This is a genomic window from Paenibacillus sp. lzh-N1 (assembly GCF_002872435.1).
GTDB lineage: Bacteria > Bacillota > Bacilli > Paenibacillales > Paenibacillaceae > Paenibacillus > Paenibacillus polymyxa_C.
Genome location: NZ_CP025696.1, coordinates 4880947 through 4903728, shown reverse-complemented (window position 1 = coordinate 4903728; position 22782 = coordinate 4880947). Strand labels below are relative to the sequence as shown.

The window sequence follows — 22782 nt, the reverse complement described above, 5'->3', positions numbered from 1 at the left end:
AGTCATAAGGACAGTGTATTCTCGGGCGTGATGAAGCACGTCCAGGAACAATCGATTGATTCCCATGTGTATGATACGTATCCGCTGTATGAAATTCAGGGGCTGTCGGAGCTTAAGCAGGATTTGATCAACCATATTCTTATTTTTGAGAACTATCCGGTAGAGGAACAAATCGAGCAATTAGGTAGTGGTGAGGCATCCAGCTTCACCATCACAGGAGCCGAGTCTGTCGAGCAGACCAACTATGACTTTAACCTGGTGGTGCTGCCAGGGGATACCATCCACATGAGCTTTGGCTATAATGCCCTGGCCTTTGAACGGGAAAGTGTAGAGCACATTCGAGGTCATCTGGTGCAGCTGCTGGAGCAGGTGACTGCGAAGCCGGACATCCGTGTACAGGAGCTGGATATGATAACCGCGCAGGAACGCGAGCAGATCGTTGAGGTCTGGGGCAATACAGCGGTAGCCTATCCAAGCGAGCAAACGATTCACGGCTTGTTCGAGGCGCAAACGGCACAGACGCCAGAGCAGACAGCCTTGTTCTTTGAAGGAGAAGCGCTGACTTACCGTGAGCTGAATGAACGCGCCAATCGATTAGCGCGTACCTTGCGCAGTCAAGGCGTGACGAAAGATCGTTTGGTGGGTCTGATGACCGAGCGGTCGGTGGACATGCTTGTGGGCATCTTCGGGATTTTAAAAGCCGGAGGCGCCTATGTTCCTATCGATCCAACCTATCCGGAGGAACGTATCCGCTATATGCTGGATGACTCGGGAGCGAAGCTGCTATTGACACAAAGTCATCTGGTGGACAAAGCCGTTATCGACGGTCAAGTGCTGGTATTGGATGGGGAACAATCGGTGTACCACGAGGATGGTTCCAACCTGGAGCCGCTGTCTGGTCCAAACGATTTGGCGTATGTGATCTACACGTCAGGTACAACCGGGCAGCCGAAGGGCGTGATGCTGGAGCACCACGGGCTGTGCAATCTGAAAACGTATTTTGATCAGACGCTCAAGATTCGTGCGTCGGATCATGCGCTGTTGTTCGCCAGCTACTCGTTTGATGCGGCTTGCTGGGAAATCTTCCAAGCCTTGTTCTGCGGGGCTACATTGTACGTGCCAACGACAGAAACGATTTTGAACTACGAGCGGTTTGAGCAATATATGGCGGATCACCACATCACGGTGGCCGCTTTGCCGCCGACTTATGCGGTGTATCTGAATCCCGAACGGATGCCACACCTGCGTATTTTGTTCACGGCGGGCTCAGCTTCTTCCACCGAGTTGGTATACAAGTGGAAGGATCAAGTGGCGTATTACAATGGCTACGGTCCAACTGAAAACTCGGTGGCAACGTCCATCTGGCCGGTATCCGAGGATGAAAGGGCAGGACAGCTCATTTCCATCGGACGTCCTATGCCGAATCACCGGGTATACATGGTGGATATCCATGGACATTTGGCGCCGGTCAGCGTAGCAGGTGAACTGTACGTGTCCGGTCCGGGTCTGGCGCGTGGTTATCTGGATCGTCCAGAGCTGACGGCGGAGAAATTTGTAGCGAACCCGTTTGCGGCGGGTGAAGCAGGCTATGAACGAATGTACCGTACGGGGGACTTGGCGAGATGGATGCCAGACGGCAATATTGAATATTTGGGCCGGATCGACCATCAGGTAAAAATCCGGGGCTACCGGATCGAACTGGGCGAAGTCGAGGCACAAATTCTGAAAGTGGAAGACGTGCAAGAGGTCATCGTACTGGCCCAAGCGGACGAGCAGGGGCAAAACCAACTGGTGGCGTACTATGTCGCTGAAAGAGACGTAAGCGCTGGGGAGCTGCGCAGCTTCCTGGGTGAGGAGCTGCCAAACTACATGGTACCTTCGTATTTCATTCAGTTGGAGCAGATGCCGCTGACACCCAACGGTAAAATCGACCGTAAGGCCCTGCCAGCACCAGAAGGCAGTCTGCAAAGCGGAGCGGATTATGTAGAGCCGCGCACAGCACTGGAGCAGACGTTGGCTTCGATTTGGCAGTCTGTATTAGGAACGAAGAACATCGGTATTTTAGATAATTTCTTTGATCTGGGCGGCGATTCGATCAAAGCAATCCAGGTATCCTCCCGCTTGCTGCAAGCGGGCTACAAGCTGGACATGAAGGATTTGTTCCAATATCCGTCCATTTCGCTGCTGAGCGGTCATGTACACCCAGTTAGCCGTACGGCCGATCAGGGCGAGGTTTCGGGCAGCGTCAAGCTGACCCCGATCCAGCAGTGGTTCTTTGGACAAGCATCGGCAGAGCCGCACTATTTTAACCAGTCGGTGATGCTGCATCGAGCAGAAGGCTTTGATATAGATGCATTGCATCGCACGGTGACCCAGGTGACGGAGCATCATGATGCGCTGCGTATGGTCTTCCGTCAGACCGAACAGGGCTATGAGGCGTGGAATCGCGGTGTGAACGAAGGCGAGCTGTACAGTCTGGACGTTGTAGATTTGACGAAGGTGCAAAACATGGCAGAGGTGGCAGCCGCAATTGAGATGAAAGCCAATGCCATCCAAAGCTCCATTTGTCTGGATGAAGGACCGCTGGTGAAGCTGGGACTTTTCCGCTGCATGGATGGAGATCATTTACTGATTGCCATTCACCATTTGGTCATAGACGGGATCTCATGGCGGATTGTGTTTGAAGATTTTGCTACTGGCTATGAGCAGGCCGTTCGGGGAGAAGCGATTCGCTTGCCTTATAAAACGGATTCGTTCTCCGCTTGGGCAGAGCGGTTGTCTCAATATGCGAACAGTCCGGCCATCGACAACGAACGCGAATACTGGCAGCGTCTTGCCCACATGGCAGTCGCATCGCTACCTAAGGATCAAGATAAAGCAGCAGGACAGCCTTTTTGGGTCAGAGATAGTGAGACGGTGACCGTGGCTTGGAACGAACAGGAAACCCGGTTGCTGCTTCAGGAATCACATCGTGCGTACAACACGGAGGTCAATGATCTGCTGTTAACCGCACTCGGTAGCGCATTGTACAACTGGAGCGGGCAGAAGCGTGTGCTGGTCAATCTGGAGGGGCATGGCCGGGAAGCTATTGTTCCAGATGTGGATATCACACGTACCGTGGGCTGGTTTACGAGTCAGTATCCGGTACTGCTGGATGTGGATGGAACATCAGAAGTAGGGCAGCGCATCAAGCGGGTAAAAGAGGACCTGCGCCATGTCCCGCATAAGGGCATTGGCTACGGTATTTTGAAGTATATGTCTTCGGATGATGCTACCTCTTCCTGGAGCCTGCAGCCAGAGATCAGTTTTAACTATTTGGGACAATTTGATCAGGATTTGGAACAAAGCGATATCGTGCTGTCTTCGCATTCAGATGGAGAGCCAATGAGTGATCATACCGTGCTGGAGCAGCCGCTGAATGTGAACGGCATGATTACAGCAGGCGTGCTGACACTGGAAATTCGCTATGACAGCCAAGTATATCATCAGCAAAACGTAGAAAAGTTTGCGCAGTTGCTACGGGAAAGCTTGCAGGAAGTCATCAAGCATTGTGCCTCCCAAGAGCGGAGCAAACTAACGCCAAGCGATGTCTTGTTCAAAGGCTTGTCGTTGGAACAACTGGAGCAATTGACGGAGCAAACGGCTTCTGTGGGTGAACTGGAAAATGTGTATGCTCTTTCTCCCATGCAGAAAGGGATGCTGTTCCATAGCTTGATGGAACCGGACTCAGGCGCATACTTCCAGCAAGCCTCGTTTGATCAAAAAGGCAGCTTCGATGTTGCTATTTTCCGTCAGAGCCTGGATCTGCTGACACAGCGCCATGAAGCGCTGCGGACGAATTTCCATCGGTTTGAGACCGGACACGGTCAGGAGCCATTGCAACTGGTGTTCCGTCACAAAGATAGCGATCTGTCCTTCAAGGATGTACGCGGAATGCAGCCAGCAGAACAACAGGCGTATATCCAGGCGTTGAAGCAGGAGGATCAGGCTCGGGGCTTTGATCTCGGTACGGATGCACTCATGCGCGTACAGGTATGGCAGACCGATGAAGAGACGTATCACTGGGTCTGGAGCTTCCATCACATCATCATGGACGGCTGGTGCTTATCGCTCGTTACCGGGGAAGTGTTTGGTACGTACTTTGCGCTGCTGGAGCAGAAACAGCCGGAGCTGGCTCCGATCACACCGTATGGCCAATATATCGAATGGCTGGAGCGTCAGGACGAACGTGCGGCAAAAGAGTATTGGAGCAACTATTTGGCAGGCTTTGAACAGCAGACGTTGCTGCCTGGATCGGATACTGCATCGAAAGACCACGTGACGGACAGCAGGGAACATGCGGTATCCTCGACAGCAAGCGAAGCCAGCGAATATGTTTCTGAAAAAGTAACGGTAGATCTGGATCCAACGTGGAGCGAAGCCATGTACCGGATTGCCAAGCAGCAGCAGGTCACGATTAATACGCTGATGCAGAGCGTGTGGGGCGTTATTTTGCAGAAATATAATAACAATGAAGATGTTGTATTCGGCAGTGTCGTATCTGGACGTCCGACGGATATTGCGGGTGTAGAAAATATGATCGGTCTGTTCATTAATACGATCCCGGTTCGGATTCAAAGTGAGCGGAATGCCACGTTTGTGGACATCATGCGGAACACGCAGGAGCAAGCGTTGGCTTCGGGAGTATATGACAGCTTCCCGCTATATGAAATCCAGGCGCTGACCGAGCAGAAGCAAAATCTGATTAATCACATTATGGTATTTGAGAATTACCCGGTAGAGGAGCAAGTCGAGCAGTTGGGTGAAGTTCGTCCGTCTGCATTTGACATTACGAATGTAGAGGTTGTTGAGCAGACGAACTATGATCTGGACTTGATTGTGATGCCGGATGAAACCTTCCGCATCATGTTCAGATACAACGCCAATGTATACGATCGGTCTACGATCGAGCGGATGCAGGGACATGTACTGCATGTCATCGAGCAAATCGTGAACAATCCGCATATCCGTGTGGATGAGCTGGAATTGGTGACACCGGAAGAACAGGCACAGATCATTCAGGTGTGGGGAGATACGGCGGCAGCCTATCCGCAGGATCAAACGCTAAGCGCACTGTTTGAGCAGCAGGCAGCAATTACACCGGATCAGGCAGCGGTAATATTCGGGTCGGAGATGTTGACCTACCGTGAGCTAAACGAGCGAGCCAACCGTCTCGCACGCACCTTGCGTGCGCAAGGGGTTGAACCGGATCAGCCTGTAGGCATTCTGGTCCATCGTTCGCTGGACATGATCGTAGGTATCTATGCGATCCTCAAAGCAGGCGGAGCTTATGTACCGATCGATCCGGAATATCCGGCCGACCGCATCCGCTTTATGCTGGAGGATTCAGGCGCGAAGCTGGTGCTGACGCAATCGCATCTGGCGGAGCAAGCATCACGGAGTTTCGACGGTCAGGTGCTGGTGCTAGATCGTCAGGAGCAGGCTGGCAAGAATATTTACCACGAAGATGGTTCAAATCTGGAGCCCCTGGCTGGGCCGCATCATGTCGCCTATGTCATCTACACCTCCGGTTCCACTGGAAAACCGAAGGGTGTAATGGTGGAGCACCATTCCGTGTTAAACCGGATTTTGTGGATGCATGATCGCTACGGCCTGGGTGCAGAAGATACGATCCTGCAAAAGACCGCCTTCACCTTCGACGTGTCGGTGTGGGAGCTGTTCTGGTGGTCGATGGTCGGCTCAAAGGTAAGCCTGCTGTCGGTCGGCGGGGAAAAGAACCCGGAAGACATCGTCGACACGATTGCCCGCGATGGCGTGAGCACGATGCACTTTGTACCAGCCATGCTGCATGCGTTCCTGGAGTATGTGGAACAGCAGCCACGAGAAGTGATGCAAGCGAAGCTGGGCACACTGCGCCATGTCTTTGCCAGTGGTGAAGCGTTGCCGCCACAGCATGTGGCCCGGTTCCAGCGGCTCGTGTCGAGCCTGACCGGAGCGAAGCTGGTCAACCTGTATGGCCCAACCGAAGCGACGGTGGACGTATCGTACTTCGATTGCGAGCCTGATGGAGCCTATTCGGTTATTCCTATCGGGAAACCGATTCAAAACATTCGTCTGTACATCGTCAAGGAAGGCACGGAGCAATTGCAGCCAATTGGCGTGGCAGGGGAACTGTGCATCGGCGGTGTCGGCGTAGCCCGCGGCTACCTGAACCGTCCGGAGCTGACGGCCGAGAAATTTGTAGCTGATCCGTTTGCCGGCGGGGAAGCAGGGTATGAGCGAATGTACCGTACCGGCGATTTGGCGAGATGGATGCCGGACGGGAACATTGAATATCTGGGCCGGATCGACCATCAGGTGAAAATCCGGGGGTACCGGATTGAGCTGGGCGAGGTCGAAACGCAGTTGCTCCAAGTGGAATCGGTACGCGAAGCCGTGGTCATGGCTCGTGCGGACGAAACGGGACAAAAACACATGGTGGCCTACTATGTCGCCGGGCAAGAAATCAGTGCCAGCGAGCTGAGAAGTGCGCTGGGGCAGGAACTACCAAGCTACATGGTGCCGTCCTACTTTGTACAGCTGGAGCAGATGCCACTGAGTCCCAATGGCAAAATCGACCGCAAGGCACTGCCAGCACCGGAAGGTAGCCTGCAAAGCGGAGCCGATTATGTCCCGCCGCGGACGTGGGTGGAAGTGAAGCTGGCGCAAATTTGGCAGGATGTGCTGGGCCTGGCGCAAGTTGGCGTGAAGGAAAACTTCTTCGAGATCGGTGGACACTCACTGCGGGCGACGACACTAACCTCGAAGATTCACCAAGAGCTGAACAAGCAGCTTCCTCTGCGCAGTATTTTTGAAGCACCAACGATTGAACAATTGGCAGCCGTGCTGGAAGGGCTGGATCAAGTGGCGTATGCGTCCATTCCGGTAACGGAAGAGCGTAGCTTCTATCCACTATCCTCGGCGCAAAAACGACTGTATGTGCTGCATCAGTTCGATCCGCAGGATGTGAACTACAACATGCCGTCGGTGCTGCAAGTGAGCGGTCCGCTGGACGTGAAACGAGTGGAACATATATTCCGTCAACTGATCGCCCGCCATGCGACCTTGCGTACCCGTTTTGAGCTGGTGGACAATGAGCCGATGCAATGGATCGAGGACACCGTACCGTTCGAGGTGGAATATACGAAGATACAGGCAGAAGATGTGATTGCGGATACAGATCAGGACACAACTACAGATACGTACACCAGGGTCAACATAGAGGCGCAACAGCTGGTGCGGCGCTTTGTCCGTCCGTTTGATCTCAAAGCTGCGCCGCTGCTGCGAGTAGGCTTGGTGGATCTGGGCGTTCAAGGAGTAGAACAGGAATCCCAACATCTGCTTATGCTCGATATGCACCATATCGTCTCAGATGGGGTGTCCTTGGAGGTCCTGACTGATGAGTTTGTCCGTTTGTATGGCGGTGAAGAGCTGGCGCCATTGCGGATTCAGTACAAAGATTATGCCGTATGGCAGCAAAGCGAAGCCCATCAGGAATGGATGCAGCGTCAGGAAGCGTACTGGCTGAACACCTTCCGAGGGGAACTGCCTGTGCTGGATCTCTCTACGGACTTTGCCCGCCCAGCGGTACAGAGTACAGCAGGGGATACGGTCGAATTTGTACTGGAGCGTGAGGTTAGTGAACGCCTGAAAGAACTGGCTGCCCAGACCGGCTCTACCCTGTATATGGTGATGCTGGCGGCGTACACTACACTCTTGCACAAATACACAGGCCAAGAGGACATGATTGTCGGTACGCCAATTGCAGGACGACCGCATGCGGAGCTCAGTAATCTGGTCGGTGTATTCATCAACACGCTGGCGATTCGCAATTATCCATCCAACGACAAATCGTTCCTTGAGTATCTGCAAGAGGTCAAGGAGCAGGCGCTTAATGCTTATGAGCATCAGGATTATCCTTTTGAAGAGCTGGTTGAAAAACTGAATTTAACCCGGGATACGAGCCGGAATGCGCTGTTTGACACGATGTTTGAGCTGAAAACAATGGAGCAGCAGGAGTTCGAGCTGGAAGGGCTGAGCTTAAGCTCCTATCCACTGGAAAATCATACGGCCAAGTTTGATCTGAGCTTGGAGGCGATAGAGCAACCGGAAGGCATTCTGTGCAGTCTGGAATACAGCACAGCGCTGTACAAGCGGGAGACTATGACGCGATTGGCAGAGCATTTTGCGGAAATCGTTCGAGCGATTGCCTATCATCCGCAGCAGCCACTGGCAGTTTTGAACATGGTAACCGATGAGGAACAAGAGCAACTCATCTACGGTTTTGGAGAAGTGGGCGTAACGGATGTTGCTGCGGTTGAAGTAGGAGCCCTGTTCCATACCTATGTGGAAGAACAGGCCCAGCTTATACCAGATCATGTGGCGGTGGTATACGAGGAGCAACAGCTTACGTACCGGAAACTGAACGAGCGTGCGAACCAATTGGCGCGTAGATTGCGAAATGAAGGTATCGGACGCGAGTCGATTGTCGGCATTTTGAGTGAGCGCTCGGTAGACATGTTGGTCGGCGTACTGGCAGTATGGAAGGCTGGAGGCGCATATGTGCCGCTGGATGCGGATTATCCGTCCGAACGCATTCGTTTCATGCTGGAGGACAGTGGTGCGACGGTACTGTTGACCCAAATCGGCTTACAGGAGCAAGCAAAGGCATGGCTCGAAGAAAGCCGACAGGCCTTGGCCGGAGGGCAGACTGAGAGTGAGCTGGAGACGGCAGTTAGCGCTGAAACGATGGAAAGAGACAGCCTGAATGAAGGCTTAAGCTTGAAATCAGATTCGAAGTCTGACAGCGAAGCAGCATCTGAATCGGCAACAAAGTTGCGTCTGCAAATCATGCTGGCATTGGACGATGAGTCACTGTACACCGGAGATACGACAGACGTTGATCACATCAACGAACCGCAGGATCTGGCGTATGTGATCTACACCTCCGGAACAACCGGACGTCCGAAGGGTGTTATGATCGAGCATCGCAGCTTGGTGAATACGGCTGCGGCGTATCGCCGGGATTATCGTCTGAGCGAGTTCCCAGTACGACTGCTGCAACTGGCCAGCTTCTCCTTCGACGTGTTCGTCGGGGATATGGCGCGGACGCTTTATAACGGCGGCACGATGGTCATTTGTCCGAAAGACGACCGACTTGATTTTAGCCGTCTGCACGGTTGGATTCGTGATTATCAAATTACCGTGTTCGAATCGACTCCGGCCCTGATCGTACCGTTTATGCAGCATGTGCATGAACAGGGGCTGGACATGAGCAGCATGGAACTGCTGATCACTAGCTCGGATAGCTGCAGCGTGACGGATTACCGGGTGCTGCAAGAACGGTTTGGCGCAGATATCCGCATCATGAACAGCTATGGCGTCACGGAAGCGGCGATTGACTCCAGCTTCTATGATGAAGAGCTGTCGAAGCTGCCAAGCAGCGGCCATGTGCCGATTGGTCAGGCATGGCTGAACGCACGTTTCTACATCGTGGACAGCCAGCTGAATCCGGTACCGATTGGCGTACTGGGTGAGCTGTGCATCGGCGGAATTGGGGTGGCACGGGGCTACCTGAACCGTGCGGATCTGACAGCCGAGAAATTCGTGGCGAACCCGTTCGTACCGGGCGAACGCCTGTACCGCACAGGCGATTTGGCGCGGTGGATGCCGGACGGCAATGTAGACTTTATCGGTCGGATGGATGATCAGGTCAAAATCCGGGGCTTCCGGATTGAACTGGGCGAGGTGGAAGCGCAGCTGCTGACTGTGGATGGCATTGAGAAAGCCATCGTTACCGCCTGGGAAAACGAAAACGGAGACAAAGATCTGTGCGCGTATGTCGTCGCCTCGGAGGCGCTGAATTTGCCGGAGCTGCGCAGCACACTCCAGCCCAAACTGCCGGGTTATATGATCCCGACGTATGTCGTACCACTGGATCAATTCCCGCTGACACCAAACGGGAAAATTGACCGCAAAGCGTTGCCAGCACCGGAAGCGCGCCTCGAAGGAGGTACGGAGTATGTTGCGCCGCGGACCCTGCTGGAAGAGCAGATGGTACGTATTTGGCAAAGCGTTCTGAATCATCAGCGGGTAGGCATCCAGGATAACTTCTTTGAAGTGGGAGGACATTCACTGCGTGCCACCACCCTGATGGCGAAAATCCATCAGGAGCTGAATCACAAGCTGGCCTTGCGAGATATTTTCCAATATCCGACGATTGAGCAATTGGTACAGGTGATGGGTGAAGATCAGGCCCAGCAAATGTATGTATCCATACCTGTGGCGGAGGAGCGCGACTATTATCCCGTTTCCTCGGCGCAAAAACGGATGTACGTGCTGAGTCATCTGGAAGGTGGAGAGGTGAGCTACAACATGCCAGGAGCTTTGATGATCGAAGGCTCCTTGGATAAAGAGCGACTGGAACAAGCCTTCCGCCAGCTGATTGCCCGTCATGAAACCCTGCGAACCCGATTCGAGATGGTGGATGGCGAGGTGATTCAGCGGATTGAATCTAACGTCCCATTCAGCGTGGAGTATGTGCAAGCAAGCGAAGAAGAGACACCGCAGTACGCACAGGACTTTGTACGTGCCTTTGATCTCGCACAAGCTCCGTTGCTGCGGGTTCAGTTGATCGAAAACGGACCGGGGCGTCACGTTATGCTCTATGACATGCACCATATTATTTCGGATGGCGTCACGGAAGGAATTATCGTGCAGGAGTTCTCTCAATTGTACGAAGGCAAGGAGCTCCCGCCACTGCGTATTCAGTACAAGGACTATGCCGTTTGGCAGCATGCAGATATGCAAAGTGAACGTCTTCGTGCGCAAGAAAGCTATTGGCTGAACACCATGTCTGGTGAAATTCCGGCACTGGATATGCCAACGGATTTTACAAGACCCGCCGTACAGCGTCTGGAAGGAACTCGATTTGAGTTTGCGATCTGCATGGAGGACAGCGAGCAGTTGAAGCAGCTGGCCGCGCAAACCGGATCCACCTTGTACATGGTATTGCTTGCAGCGTATAGCACACTCTTGCATAAATACACGGGTCAAGAGGACATCATCGTCGGCACGCCGATTGCCGGAAGACCACATGCGGAGCTCAGTAGCCTAGTAGGCGTATTCCTGAACACGCTGGCGATCCGTAATTATCCGTCTGGTGATAAAACGTTCCTGGACTACTTGCAAGAGGTCAAAGAGCATGCGCTCAGTGCGTATGAGCACCAGGAATATCCGTTTGAAGAGCTGGTTGAAAAGCTGAATGTAACGCGGGATACGAGCCGGAATGCGCTGTTTGATACGATGTTTGAATTGAAAACATTTGAGCAGCAGGAGTTCGAGCTGGAAGGGCTGACCTTTAAGTCGTATCCGACGGACGTTCATACGTCCAAATTTGATTTGACCTTGGATGCTGTAGAGCAGCCAGAAGGCATTCTGTGCAGTCTGGAATACAGCACGGCGCTGTACAAACCTGAGACCATCGCGCGCTTTGCACAGCATTTTACTGAACTCGTACGAGCCATTACACTGCATCCAAAGCAGCCACTGGCCGCTTTGGATATGGTAACTGTCGAGGAAAAAGCACAAATCCTCTATGGTTTTGGAGATGTAGGCGTATCGGATGTTACTGCGGTTGAAGCAGAAGCCTTATTCCATGTCTTTGTGGAAGAACAGGCCCAGCTTGTACCAGATCACGTGGCGGTGGTGTACGAGGAGCAACAGCTTACGTACCGGAAATTGAACGAGCGTGCGAACCAATTGGCGCGTAGATTGCGAAATGAAGGTATCGGACGCGAATCGATTGTCGGCATTTGGAGTGAACGCTCGGTAGACATGCTGGTCGGCGTTTTGGCGGTATGGAAGGCTGGAGGCGCATATGTGCCGCTGGATGCAGACTATCCGTCCGAACGCATTCGTTTCATGCTGGAGGATAGCGGTGTGACGGTGCTGCTCACGCAAACCAGTTTGCAGGAGCGTGCCCAGGCATGGCTGAGTGAAAGCCAAGGGGCTCTGGGCGAAGGAAAGACCGAGGGTGAGTTGGAAACAGCGGTTAGCGCTGAAACGATGGAAAGCGACCGCCTCAATGAAGGTGTGAGCTTGAAAGCAGATTCGAAGTCTGACAGCGAAGCAGCATCCGAATCGGCAACAGGGTTGCGTCTGCATACCGTACTGGCATTGGACGATGAGTCACTGTACACCGGGGATACGACGGATGTTGAACCGATCAATGAACCGCACGATCTGGCGTATGTGATTTACACCTCTGGCACAACCGGACGTCCGAAGGGCGTCATGATTGAGCATCGCAGCTTGGTGAATACGGCTGCAGCGTATCGCCGGGATTACCGTCTGAACCAGTTCCCGGTACGACTGCTGCAACTAGCCAGCTTCTCCTTCGACGTGTTCGTCGGGGATATTGCACGGACGCTCTATAACGGGGGCACGATGGTCATTTGTCCGAAAGACGACCGCATTGATCCAAGCCGTCTGTACGGATGGATTCGCGATTATCAGATTACCGTGTTCGAATCGACTCCAGCCCTGATCGTACCGTTTATGCAGCATGTGCATGAACAGGGGCTGGACATGAGCAGTCTGGAACTGCTGATCACCAGCTCGGATAGCTGCAGCGTGACGGATTACCGGGTGCTGCAAGAACGATTTGGTGCGAATATCCGCATCATGAACAGCTACGGCGTCACCGAAGCGGCGATTGACTCCAGCTTCTATGACGAAGAACTATCGAAGCTGCCAAGCAGTGGCAATGTGCCGATTGGTCAGGCATGGCTGAATGCACGCTTCTACATTGTGGACAGTCAGCTGAATCCGGTGCCGATCGGTGTACTGGGCGAACTGTGCATCGGCGGCATCGGGGTCGCACGGGGCTACCTGAACCGTGCGGACCTGACAGCCGAGAAATTCGTAGCGAACCCATACGTGCCGGGTGAACGTTTGTATCGCACAGGTGACTTGGCACGGTGGATGCCGGACGGCAATGTGGACTTTATTGGCCGGATGGACTATCAAGTCAAAATCCGGGGATACCGGATTGAGCTGGGCGAGATTGAAACGGCGATCCAGCGAGTGCCAGGTGTGCGTCAAGCCGTAGTCATCGACCGAACGGATGAGCGTGGGCACAAGTATTTGTGCGGATACATCACGGGAGAAACCGAGCTGCGGATCGAGGAAGTACAGACCGAGCTGGAAGCCGGACTGCCAGCGCATATGGTGCCAGCACGTCTGATGCGGCTGGAGACGATCCCACTGACCAGCAACGGCAAAATCGACCGCAAGGCCTTGCCGGAGCCAGAAGGCAGCATCCATACGGGAGCAGCTTATGTGGCCCCGCGTACGAAGGTGGAGCAGGTACTGGCTGCGGTATGGGCCGGAGTGCTCGGCGTAGAAGCCGTAGGCACGCAGGATAACTTCTTCGAGTTGGGCGGCGATTCGATCAAAGCCCTGCAAGTCTCGTCCCGCTTGCTGCAAGCAGGTTATCGACTGGAGATGAAAGATCTGTTCAGTCATCCGACGGTGTCTGCCTTGGCGCTGAAAGTCCAATCGGTGACAAGATTGGCAGATCAGAGCCAAGTGGTGGGCACTGTGAAGCTGACACCTGTTCAGCATTGGTTCTTTGAGCAGAACCTGACGGATGCTCATCATCATAATCAGTCCATCATGCTGCATAGCAAGGATGGTTTTGATGAGGCAGCACTACGCACAGCGATGGACCACATCGTTAGCCATCACGATGCACTGCGGATCGTTTTCCGTCCTACGGAGCACGGATATGAAGCCTGGAACCGCGCGGTGGGTGAGGGCGAGCTGTATACGCTGGATCAGGCAGACTTCAGGAAGGAGTCTGAAGTGTCTGCGGCGATCGAGGCTAAAGCAAATGAAATTCAGGCGGGCATTCATTTAAGCGAAGGACCGCTGGTGAAGCTGGGGCTATTCCATTGCCCCGATGGAGATCATTTGCTGATAGCTATTCATCACTTAGTAGTAGATACCGTATCCTGGCGTATTTTATTCGAGGATCTTACGACAGCCTATGAACAGGCACTGCACGGACAAGCGGCTCGTCTTCCGCACAAAACGGATTCGTTCCGCACCTGGGCTGAGGGACAGTCTCACTATACGAACGGTCCAGAAATGGCAGCAGAGCTCGCCTTCTGGCAGGAAGTGGAACAGGGGGCGTATGAGCCGCTTCCAAAAGACCAGCCGCAACCACAATCCTTGAATAAAGACAGCGAGCTTATGACGGTCACATGGACCACTCAGGAAACGGAGCAGTTGTTAAAACAGGCGCAACGTGCCTACAACACAGATATGAATGATCTGCTGCTGACCGCACTTGGCACGGCTATTCATCGCTGGGCGGGGATTGAACGTGTGCTTGTCACCCTGGAAGGCCATGGGCGGGAGTCCATTTTGCCCGAGCTGGATATTACGCGCACGGTGGGCTGGTTTACGACACAGTTCCCGGTTGTGCTGGATATGAGCGCAGGGCAAGACCTTTCACAGCACATCAAACAGGTGAAAGAAGGGCTACGCCGGATTCCGCAAAAGGGCATTGGCTACGGGATGCTGAGATACCTGTCTGCAGCATGTGAGCAAGCGCATTTTGGAACCGAACCTGAAATCAGCTTTAACTATTTGGGACAATTTGACCAGGATATGCAACATCAATCCATTGGCGTGTCTCCTTACGCTAGTGGTGCCGAGCTTAGCGCACATGCAGCCAGATCGCACACCCTGGATCTGAACGGACTGATTTCCGAAGGTCAATTGCAATTGACGATCAGCTACAGCCATCAGGAATATCGCAAGGAAACGATGGAACAGCTAGCCGAAGCGCTCAGAACCAGCCTGCAGGAAATCATCGCGCATTGCGTGGGTCGCAAACAGCAGGAACTGACGCCAAGTGATGTGATGCTTAAACCTGTAACCTTGGCCGAGCTGGATCAGTTGGTCGAACGGACGCGTGACATCGGGGAACTGGAAAATGTATATGCATTGACACCGATGCAAAAAGGGATGTTGTTCCATAGTCTAATGGATGCAGAATCAGGGGCTTATTTTGAACAAACGACCTTTGATCTACACGGACGCTTCCAAGCGGATATTTTCCAAGATAGCTTGAATCAACTGGCGCAGCGGCATGAGATCTTTAGAGCCAATTTCATCAGCGGGTGGCAGGATGAGCCCGTACAGGTGATTTTCCGCCATAAAGAGGTTGGTTTCAGATGTGAAGATTTGCGTCATTTGGATGATCAGGAACGTGACGCGTATGTGCAGGAATTTATTCGCCAGGACAAGGCAGCTGGATTCGATTTGTCCCGGGATGCGTTGATGCGCGTGGCGATTTTGCGGACAGGTGATGAGGATTATTATTTTGTATGGAGTTCTCATCACATCCTAATGGACGGCTGGTGTGTGGCGTTGGTAACGGATGAGGTGTTTGAGGTTTACTTTGCAGCCGTAGAGCATAGAGCACCGAAGCTCCCCCCTGTGACTCCATACAGTCAGTATATTGCGTGGCTGGAAGCACAGGATGTAGAAGCAGCAGCCTCGTACTGGAAGGAATATTTGCTGGGCTATGATCAACAAACTTCGATTCCGACCGGAAAAGTAGGCGCGAAAGCGGACGGCGAACAATTTGAGCATGTACTGTGCGACCTAGGTAAGGATTTAACAGGACGTATGGAAATGGTAGCCAAGCAGTATCACGTGACCACCAATACGCTCCTACAAACGGCCTGGGGCTTACTGCTTCAAAAGTACAACGGTAGTAACGACGCTGTCTTTGGCGGTGTAGTATCGGGTCGCCCGGCAGATATTTCAGGGATCGAAAACATGGTGGGCTTGTTCATTAACACCATTCCAGTACGTATCCGTAGTAAGGCTGAGGACACTTTTGCCGACCTGATTAGAGCGAATCAGCAGCAGGCGCTGGCTTCTCAAGATTATGAAACGTATCCGCTGTATGAAATTCAAGCCTTGACCGAGCAAAAGCAAGAGCTGATCCAGCACATTATCGTGTTTGAAAACTATCCGGTGGAGGAGCAGGTCGAGCAGCTTGGCGAAGGTGCGGAATCGGATTTTGTCATCAGCAATGCAGGGATGATTGAACAAACGAACTATGATTTCAATCTGGTCGTCATGCCGCAGGAAGCGATGAAAATCCGATTCGAATACAATGCGAAGTTATATGATCGGGAAGCGGTGGAACGGACGCAGGGTCATCTGGTACAGCTGCTGGAGCAGGTGGTAGCGCAGCCGGACATTCAAGTGCAGGAGCTGGATGTGTTAAGCGAGCAGGAACGCGAGCAAATTCTCCGTGTATGGGGAGATACAGCTGCTGAGTATCCAAGCGATCAAACGATCCATGGCTTGTTCGAAGCACAAGCCGTGCAGACACCGGAACAGCCAGCGCTGTACTTCGAAGGAGAGCAGTTGACCTATCGCGAGCTGAATGAACGTGCGAATCGTCTGGCTCGTACCTTACGCAGTCAAGGCGTGACGAAGGATCGGCTGGTGGGTCTGATGACCGAGCGTTCGGTAGACTTGATTGTGGGTATGTTAGGCATTTTGAAAGCTGGGGGCGCATATGTTCCAATCGATCCAACGTATCCGGAGGAGCGTATCCGCTACATGCTGGACGACTCGGGAGCAGAGTTGTTGTTGACACAAAGCCATCTGGTAGACAAGGTATCTTTCAATGGAAACGTGCTGGTGCTGAGTGGGGCACCGAGTGTGTATCACGAGGATGGCTCCAATCTGGAGTCGTTGTCTGGTCCGAACGATCTAGCGTATGTGATTTATACGTCAGGTACGACGGGACAGCCGAAAGGGGTTATGCTGGAGCATCGCGGTCTGTGTAATCTGAAAACGTATTTTGATAAGGAATTCCAGATCAGCGCGTCGGATCATACACTGCTGTTTGCCAGCTATTCGTTTGATGCAGCTTGCTGGGAAATATTCCAAGCCCTGTTCTGTGGTGCCACGTTGTACATGCCAACGTCAGAGACGATTTTGGACTATGAGAGATTCGAGCATTACATGACAGAACATCAGATTACGATAGCGACATTACCACCGACCTATGCCGTCTATCTGGAGCCAGAACGGATGCCAAACCTGCGTATTCTGATCACTGCCGGTTCAGCCGCTTCAACAGAGCTGGTATACAAGTGGAAGGATCATGTAGCGTACTACAACGGCTACGGTCCAACTGAAAACTCGGTGGCGACATCCATCTGGCCAGTATCCAAGGATGAGAGAGCAGGACAGCTGATTTCTATCGGCCGCCCTGTACCGAATCACCGGGTATACATGGTGGATGTACATGGACATTTGGCTCCAACAGGCGTAGCGGGTGAGCTGTGCGTGTCCGGTCCAGGTCTGGCTCGTGGCTATCTGGATCGTCCAGAGCTGACGGCTGAGAAATTTGTACCGAATTCATTTGCGGCTGGCGAAGCAGGTTATGATCGAATGTATCGTACGGGTGACTTGGCAAGATGGATGCCGGATGGCAACATCGAATATTTGGGCCGGATCGACCATCAGGTGAAAATCCGGGGTTATCGGATCGAGCTGGGCGAGGTCGAGACACAAATTTTGAAAGTAGAGAGCATACAAGAGGTCATCGTACTGGCCCAGGCGGACGAGCAGGGACAAAACCAACTGGTGGCGTACTTTGTTGCCGAATGTGACGTGAGTGCCGGTGAGCTGCGAAGCTTACTGGGTGAGGAGCTACCAAACTACATGGTGCCTTCGTACTTGGTACAGCTGGAACAAATGCCGCTGACACCGAACGGTAAAATCGACCGCAAGGCCCTGCCAGCACCAGAAGGCAGCCTGCAAAGCGGAGCCGACTATGTCGCACCGCGGACGTGGGTGGAAGTGAAGCTGGCGCAAATCTGGCAGGATGTACTGGGTCTGACTCAGGTCGGCGTGAAGGAAAACTTCTTCGAGATTGGTGGACATTCCCTGCGGGCGACGACACTGGCCTCGAAGATTCACAAAGAGCTGAACAAGCCACTTCCACTGCGCAGTATTTTTGAAGCACCAACGATTGAGCAACTGGCCGTTGTACTGGAACAGCTGGATCAAGTGACGTATGCCTCTATTCCGGTAACGGAAGAGCGCAGCTTCTATCCCCTGTCCTCGGCGCAAAAACGACTGTATGTGCTGCATCAGTTCGACCCGAATGATGTGAACTACAACATGCCGTCGGTGCTGCAAGTGAGCGGTCCGCTGGATGTGAAGCGAGTGGAACATGCATTCCGTCAACTGATCGCCCGTCATGCATCCTTGCGTACCCGCTTTGACCTGATCGACAGTGAGCCGATGCAATGGATTGAGGACACCGTGCCGTTCGAAGTGGAATATACGAAGCTACAAGCAGAGGGTGCGACTACGGATACAGACACGAAGGCCAGCAAGGAAGTGCATGAGCTGGTGAGTCGCTTTGTCCGTCCGTTTGATCTCAAAGCTGCGCCGCTGCTGCGAGTAGGCTTGGTGGATCTGGGCGTCCAGGGAGTAGAGCAGGAATCCCAACATCTGCTTATGCTCGATATGCACCACATCGTCTCGGATGGGGTGTCGATGGGGGTACTAACTGAAGAATTTGTCCGCTTGTACGACGGTGGAGAGCTGCCGCCACTGCGGATACAGTACAAGGATTATGCCGTATGGCAGCAAAGTGAAGCCCATCAGGAATGGATGCAGCGTCAGGAAGCCTACTGGCTCGATACCTTCCGGGGTGAACTGCCTGTGCTGGATCTACCGACAGACTTTGCCCGTCCGGCGGTGCGAAGTACGGCAGGCGATACCGTGGTGTTCGGACTGGAACGCGAAGTGAGCGAACGTCTGAAGGAACTGGCGGCGCACACCGGCTCTACACTGTATATGGTGTTGCTGGCGGCGTATAACGCCCTCTTGCACCAATACAGCGGCCAGGAGGACATCGTCGTCGGCACGCCGATTGCCGGACGACCGCATGCGGATTTGGAGCCGATCCTCGGTATGTTCGTCGGTACGTTGGCATTGCGAAACTATCCGACAGCAGAACATACCTTCCGCAGCTACGTGGAAGAAGTGAAGGTTCGCGCCCTGCAAGCCTACGAGCATCAGGACTATCCATTTGAGGAGCTGGTGGAAAAGCTGAATGTGAAGCGGGATATGAGCCGCCATCCGCTATTCGATACGATGTTTACCCTGCAAACGACCGAGGAGGGCGAACTGCAACTGGCAGACCTAAGCTTCCGTCCATACGGCCTGGAACAAACGCCAGCGAAGTTTGATCTGACGCTGGAAGCCAGAGAGGAAGAGGCAGGCATCCAGTTCGGATTGCAGTATGCAACTGCGTTGTATCAACGGGAAACCGTTGAACGGATGACACGTCACTTTATTCGCTTGGCCGAAGCTGTGGCGGCGAACCCGGATGCGAAGCTGGGTGAGCTGGAGCTCATTACGACAGAAGAAACCGAACGGATTCTGAAGGTGTTCAATGATCCGAACGCACATAGCGTGCGTGGAACACTCCAAGGCCTGTCGCTCAGCGAGCGTTTTGAAGAGCAAGCGAAAAACAGCCCTGAGCGGATAGCCGTTGTGTCTGGGGACATAGCGCTGACCTACGCTGAGCTGAATGAGCAGGCGAACCGATTGGCCCGTGTGTTACGTGCGAAAGGGGTTGAAGCAGATCAACCGGTAGGCGTACTGCTGGAACGTTCTGCGGATCTTCTGGTGAGCATTATGGGGGTACTGAAGGCCGGAGGCGCGTATGTGCCAATGGATACGATGTATCCACAGGAGCGCATCGACTATATGCTTCAAGACAGTGGGGCGAAGGTTGTAATCACAAGCAGAGCCGCCAACCTGTCACTCCAACTGCCATCGACAGTACAAGCTATCGTTCTTGACGATGAGGACGTACAGGCTCAATTGGGAGCACAGGATGCGAGCAACCTGATCCCTGTCGGCGGCCTGCACAACCTGGCCTATATGATTTACACGTCAGGTACAACCGGTCAGCCGAAAGGGGTTATGATTGAGCAAGGCAGTGTCGGCAATCTGGTAGACGCTTTATATGAGCGAGTGTACAGCCGGTATGATCAGCCGCTTCACATCGCATGGCTGTCCGCATTTGTATTTGACGCTTCAGTGAAGCAAATCTTTGCCAGCTTGCTGCTAGGCCACACCCTGCATGTGGTGTCCCGTGACGTCAGCCTGAGCGGAGAGCATTTGATCGCCTACTATCGCACGCACCGAATCGATCTGTCGGACGGCACACCAGCGCATCTGCATATTTTGAACGAAAGCGTCAATGTGACAGAAGCGCCGGATGTGAAGCATTACCTGATCGGGGGCGAGGCCTTATCCGTGCAGCTGGTACAGGGGTTCCTACACAAATGGTCCGGATATCGCCCGGTCATTACGAACGTGTATGGTCCGACCGAAGCGACGGTAGATGCGACGGCTTATACGATTGAAGATGTAGAGTCACTGAATGTACTGCTGGAAAAAGGGGAGCATACGGTATCCATTGGAACGCCGATAGCGAACCAGGCTGTGTACATCTTGAACACTCGACAACAGCTGGTACCGATCGGGATCGCGGGTGAGCTCTATATCGGAGGGGCAGGTATCGCACGAGGATACCTCAACCTGCCGGAACTGACGGCTGAGAAGTTTGTTCCGAATCCGTTTGCTGATGCGACAGCCGCTGATCCGGCGGACAGCAGTTACGCAAACCGGATGTACCGGACAGGCGACCTGGCACGGTGGCTGCCGGATGGCAGTATCGAGTATTTGGGCCGGATCGACCACCAGGTGAAAATCCGCGGCTACCGGATCGAGCTGGGCGAGGTGGAAGCACAGCTGCTGACCGTGGACGGTATCCAAAAAGCCGTGGTTACGGCATGGGAAAACGAAGACGGACACAAGGATCTGTGTGCCTATATCGTAGCTTCGGAGTCGCTGAGTCTACCGGAACTGCGGAATGCGCTGCAGCCGAAGCTGCCGGATTACATGATCCCGACGTATGTGGTACAGCTGGATCGTTTCCCACTGACGCCAAACGGGAAAATCGACCGGAAGGCGTTGCCAGCACCGGAAGCACGCCTTGAAGGAGGTCTGGAGTACGTTGCGCCGCGGACGCCGCTGGAGGCCAAGTTAGCGCAAATCTGGCAGGATGTATTGAAGCTGTCCAGCGTAGGCGTCACCGACTCATTCTTCGATGTGGGTGGACACTCCCTGCGGGCAACGACGCTGGTGGCCAAAATCCATCAGGAACTGGACAGCCGAATGACACTGCGTGAGGTGTTCCAGCACTTTACGATTGAGCAGCAAGCCCAGCTCATCGCAACGCACGGGACAGACACCTATACGGTGATCCCAACTGCGACGAAACAGGCGTACTACCCTGCTTCCTCAGCTCAAAAACGACTGTACATTTTGAGCCATCTGGAAAGTGGAGAGGTCAGCTACAATATGCCGGGTGTATTAGTCGTGGAGGGGCCGCTTCAGGCAGATCGACTGGAGGAGGCGTTCCGTCAGTTAATAGCCCGCCATGAAACGCTGCGGACTTCCTTTGAAATGGTGGACGGCGAGGTTGTGCAGCGGGTTTACGATCAGGTGGCGTTTGCAGTAGAACGCCTGCAGGTCCACGAGTCTGAAGCCGAAGCGTATATCGAGTCCTTTGTACGCAGCTTCGATCTTCAGCAGGCACCGCTGCTGCGTGTCCGTCTCGTTCAAACCGGACCCGAGCGCCATCTCCTGATGTACGACATGCACCATATTATTTCAGACGGTGTATCGTCTAACCATATCGTGCAGGAGCTGGGACAACTGTACGAGGGACAGGCTCTAGAGCCGTTGTCCATTCAGTACAAGGACTATGCGGTGTGGCAGCAGCAGGAAATGCAGCGTGAGTCCTACCAGCGCCGGGAACAGTTCTGGCTGGAGCATTTAGCCGGGGAATTACCGGTACTGGATCTGCCGATTGCTTATCCTAGACCTGCTGTTCGCAGCTTCGAGGGAGCAACGTATGAGTTTACCGTGGACCCGAATGTATCCGAGCAATTGCGCCAAGTGGCGGCACAGACCGGAAGTACGCTGTACATGGTGCTGATGAGCGCCTACACCGTTCTGCTGTCCAAATATAGTGGTCAGGACGATTTGATCATCGGTACGCCGGTAGCAGGTCGTTTGTTACCTGAACTGGAGCCGCTGATCGGCATGTTCGTCAATACACTAGCCATCCGGCATCAGCCGCAGGGCAACTCAACGTTCCACAGCTACCTACTGGAAGCCCGAGAGCGTACGTTACAAGCCTTCGAGCATCAGGATTATCCGCTGGAAGAGCTGGTGGAAAAGCTGGATATAGTACGGGATGCAAGCCGTAATCCGTTGTTTGATACTATGTTTGTACTGCAAAATACGGAGTCACAGGAAGCAAAGCTTGAAACGTTGTCCTTCAGTCCTTATGTGCAGGAGCATCGTATTTCCAAATTTGATTTGACCTTGTCCATGAGTGATGAAGACGGGCAGATCAAGGGTTCCTTTGAATATTGCACGAAGCTGTTTGGCGCTGACGCTATTGAACGATTAACCGGAGATTTGATAGCGATCCTGTCACAGGTTGCGGCCAATCCAGATTTGCAATTAAGCGATATTCAGGTGAACTTGGGTGAACAAGCAGAAGGCTTCTCACCGGATTCCATCGACTTTGTTTTCTAG

1 protein-coding gene (only partly in view) is annotated in these 22782 nt (G+C 53.4%); it reads left to right on the top strand.

What is annotated here, in order from left to right:
• Window positions 1-22782 carry the 3' portion of a non-ribosomal peptide synthetase gene (locus C0638_RS21690; RefSeq protein ID WP_102163789.1) on the top strand. 19608 nt of this gene lie to the left of the window's left edge, so 22782 of the gene's 42390 nt are visible here — the last part of the coding sequence; the start codon falls outside the window, past its left edge; its stop codon occupies window positions 22780-22782.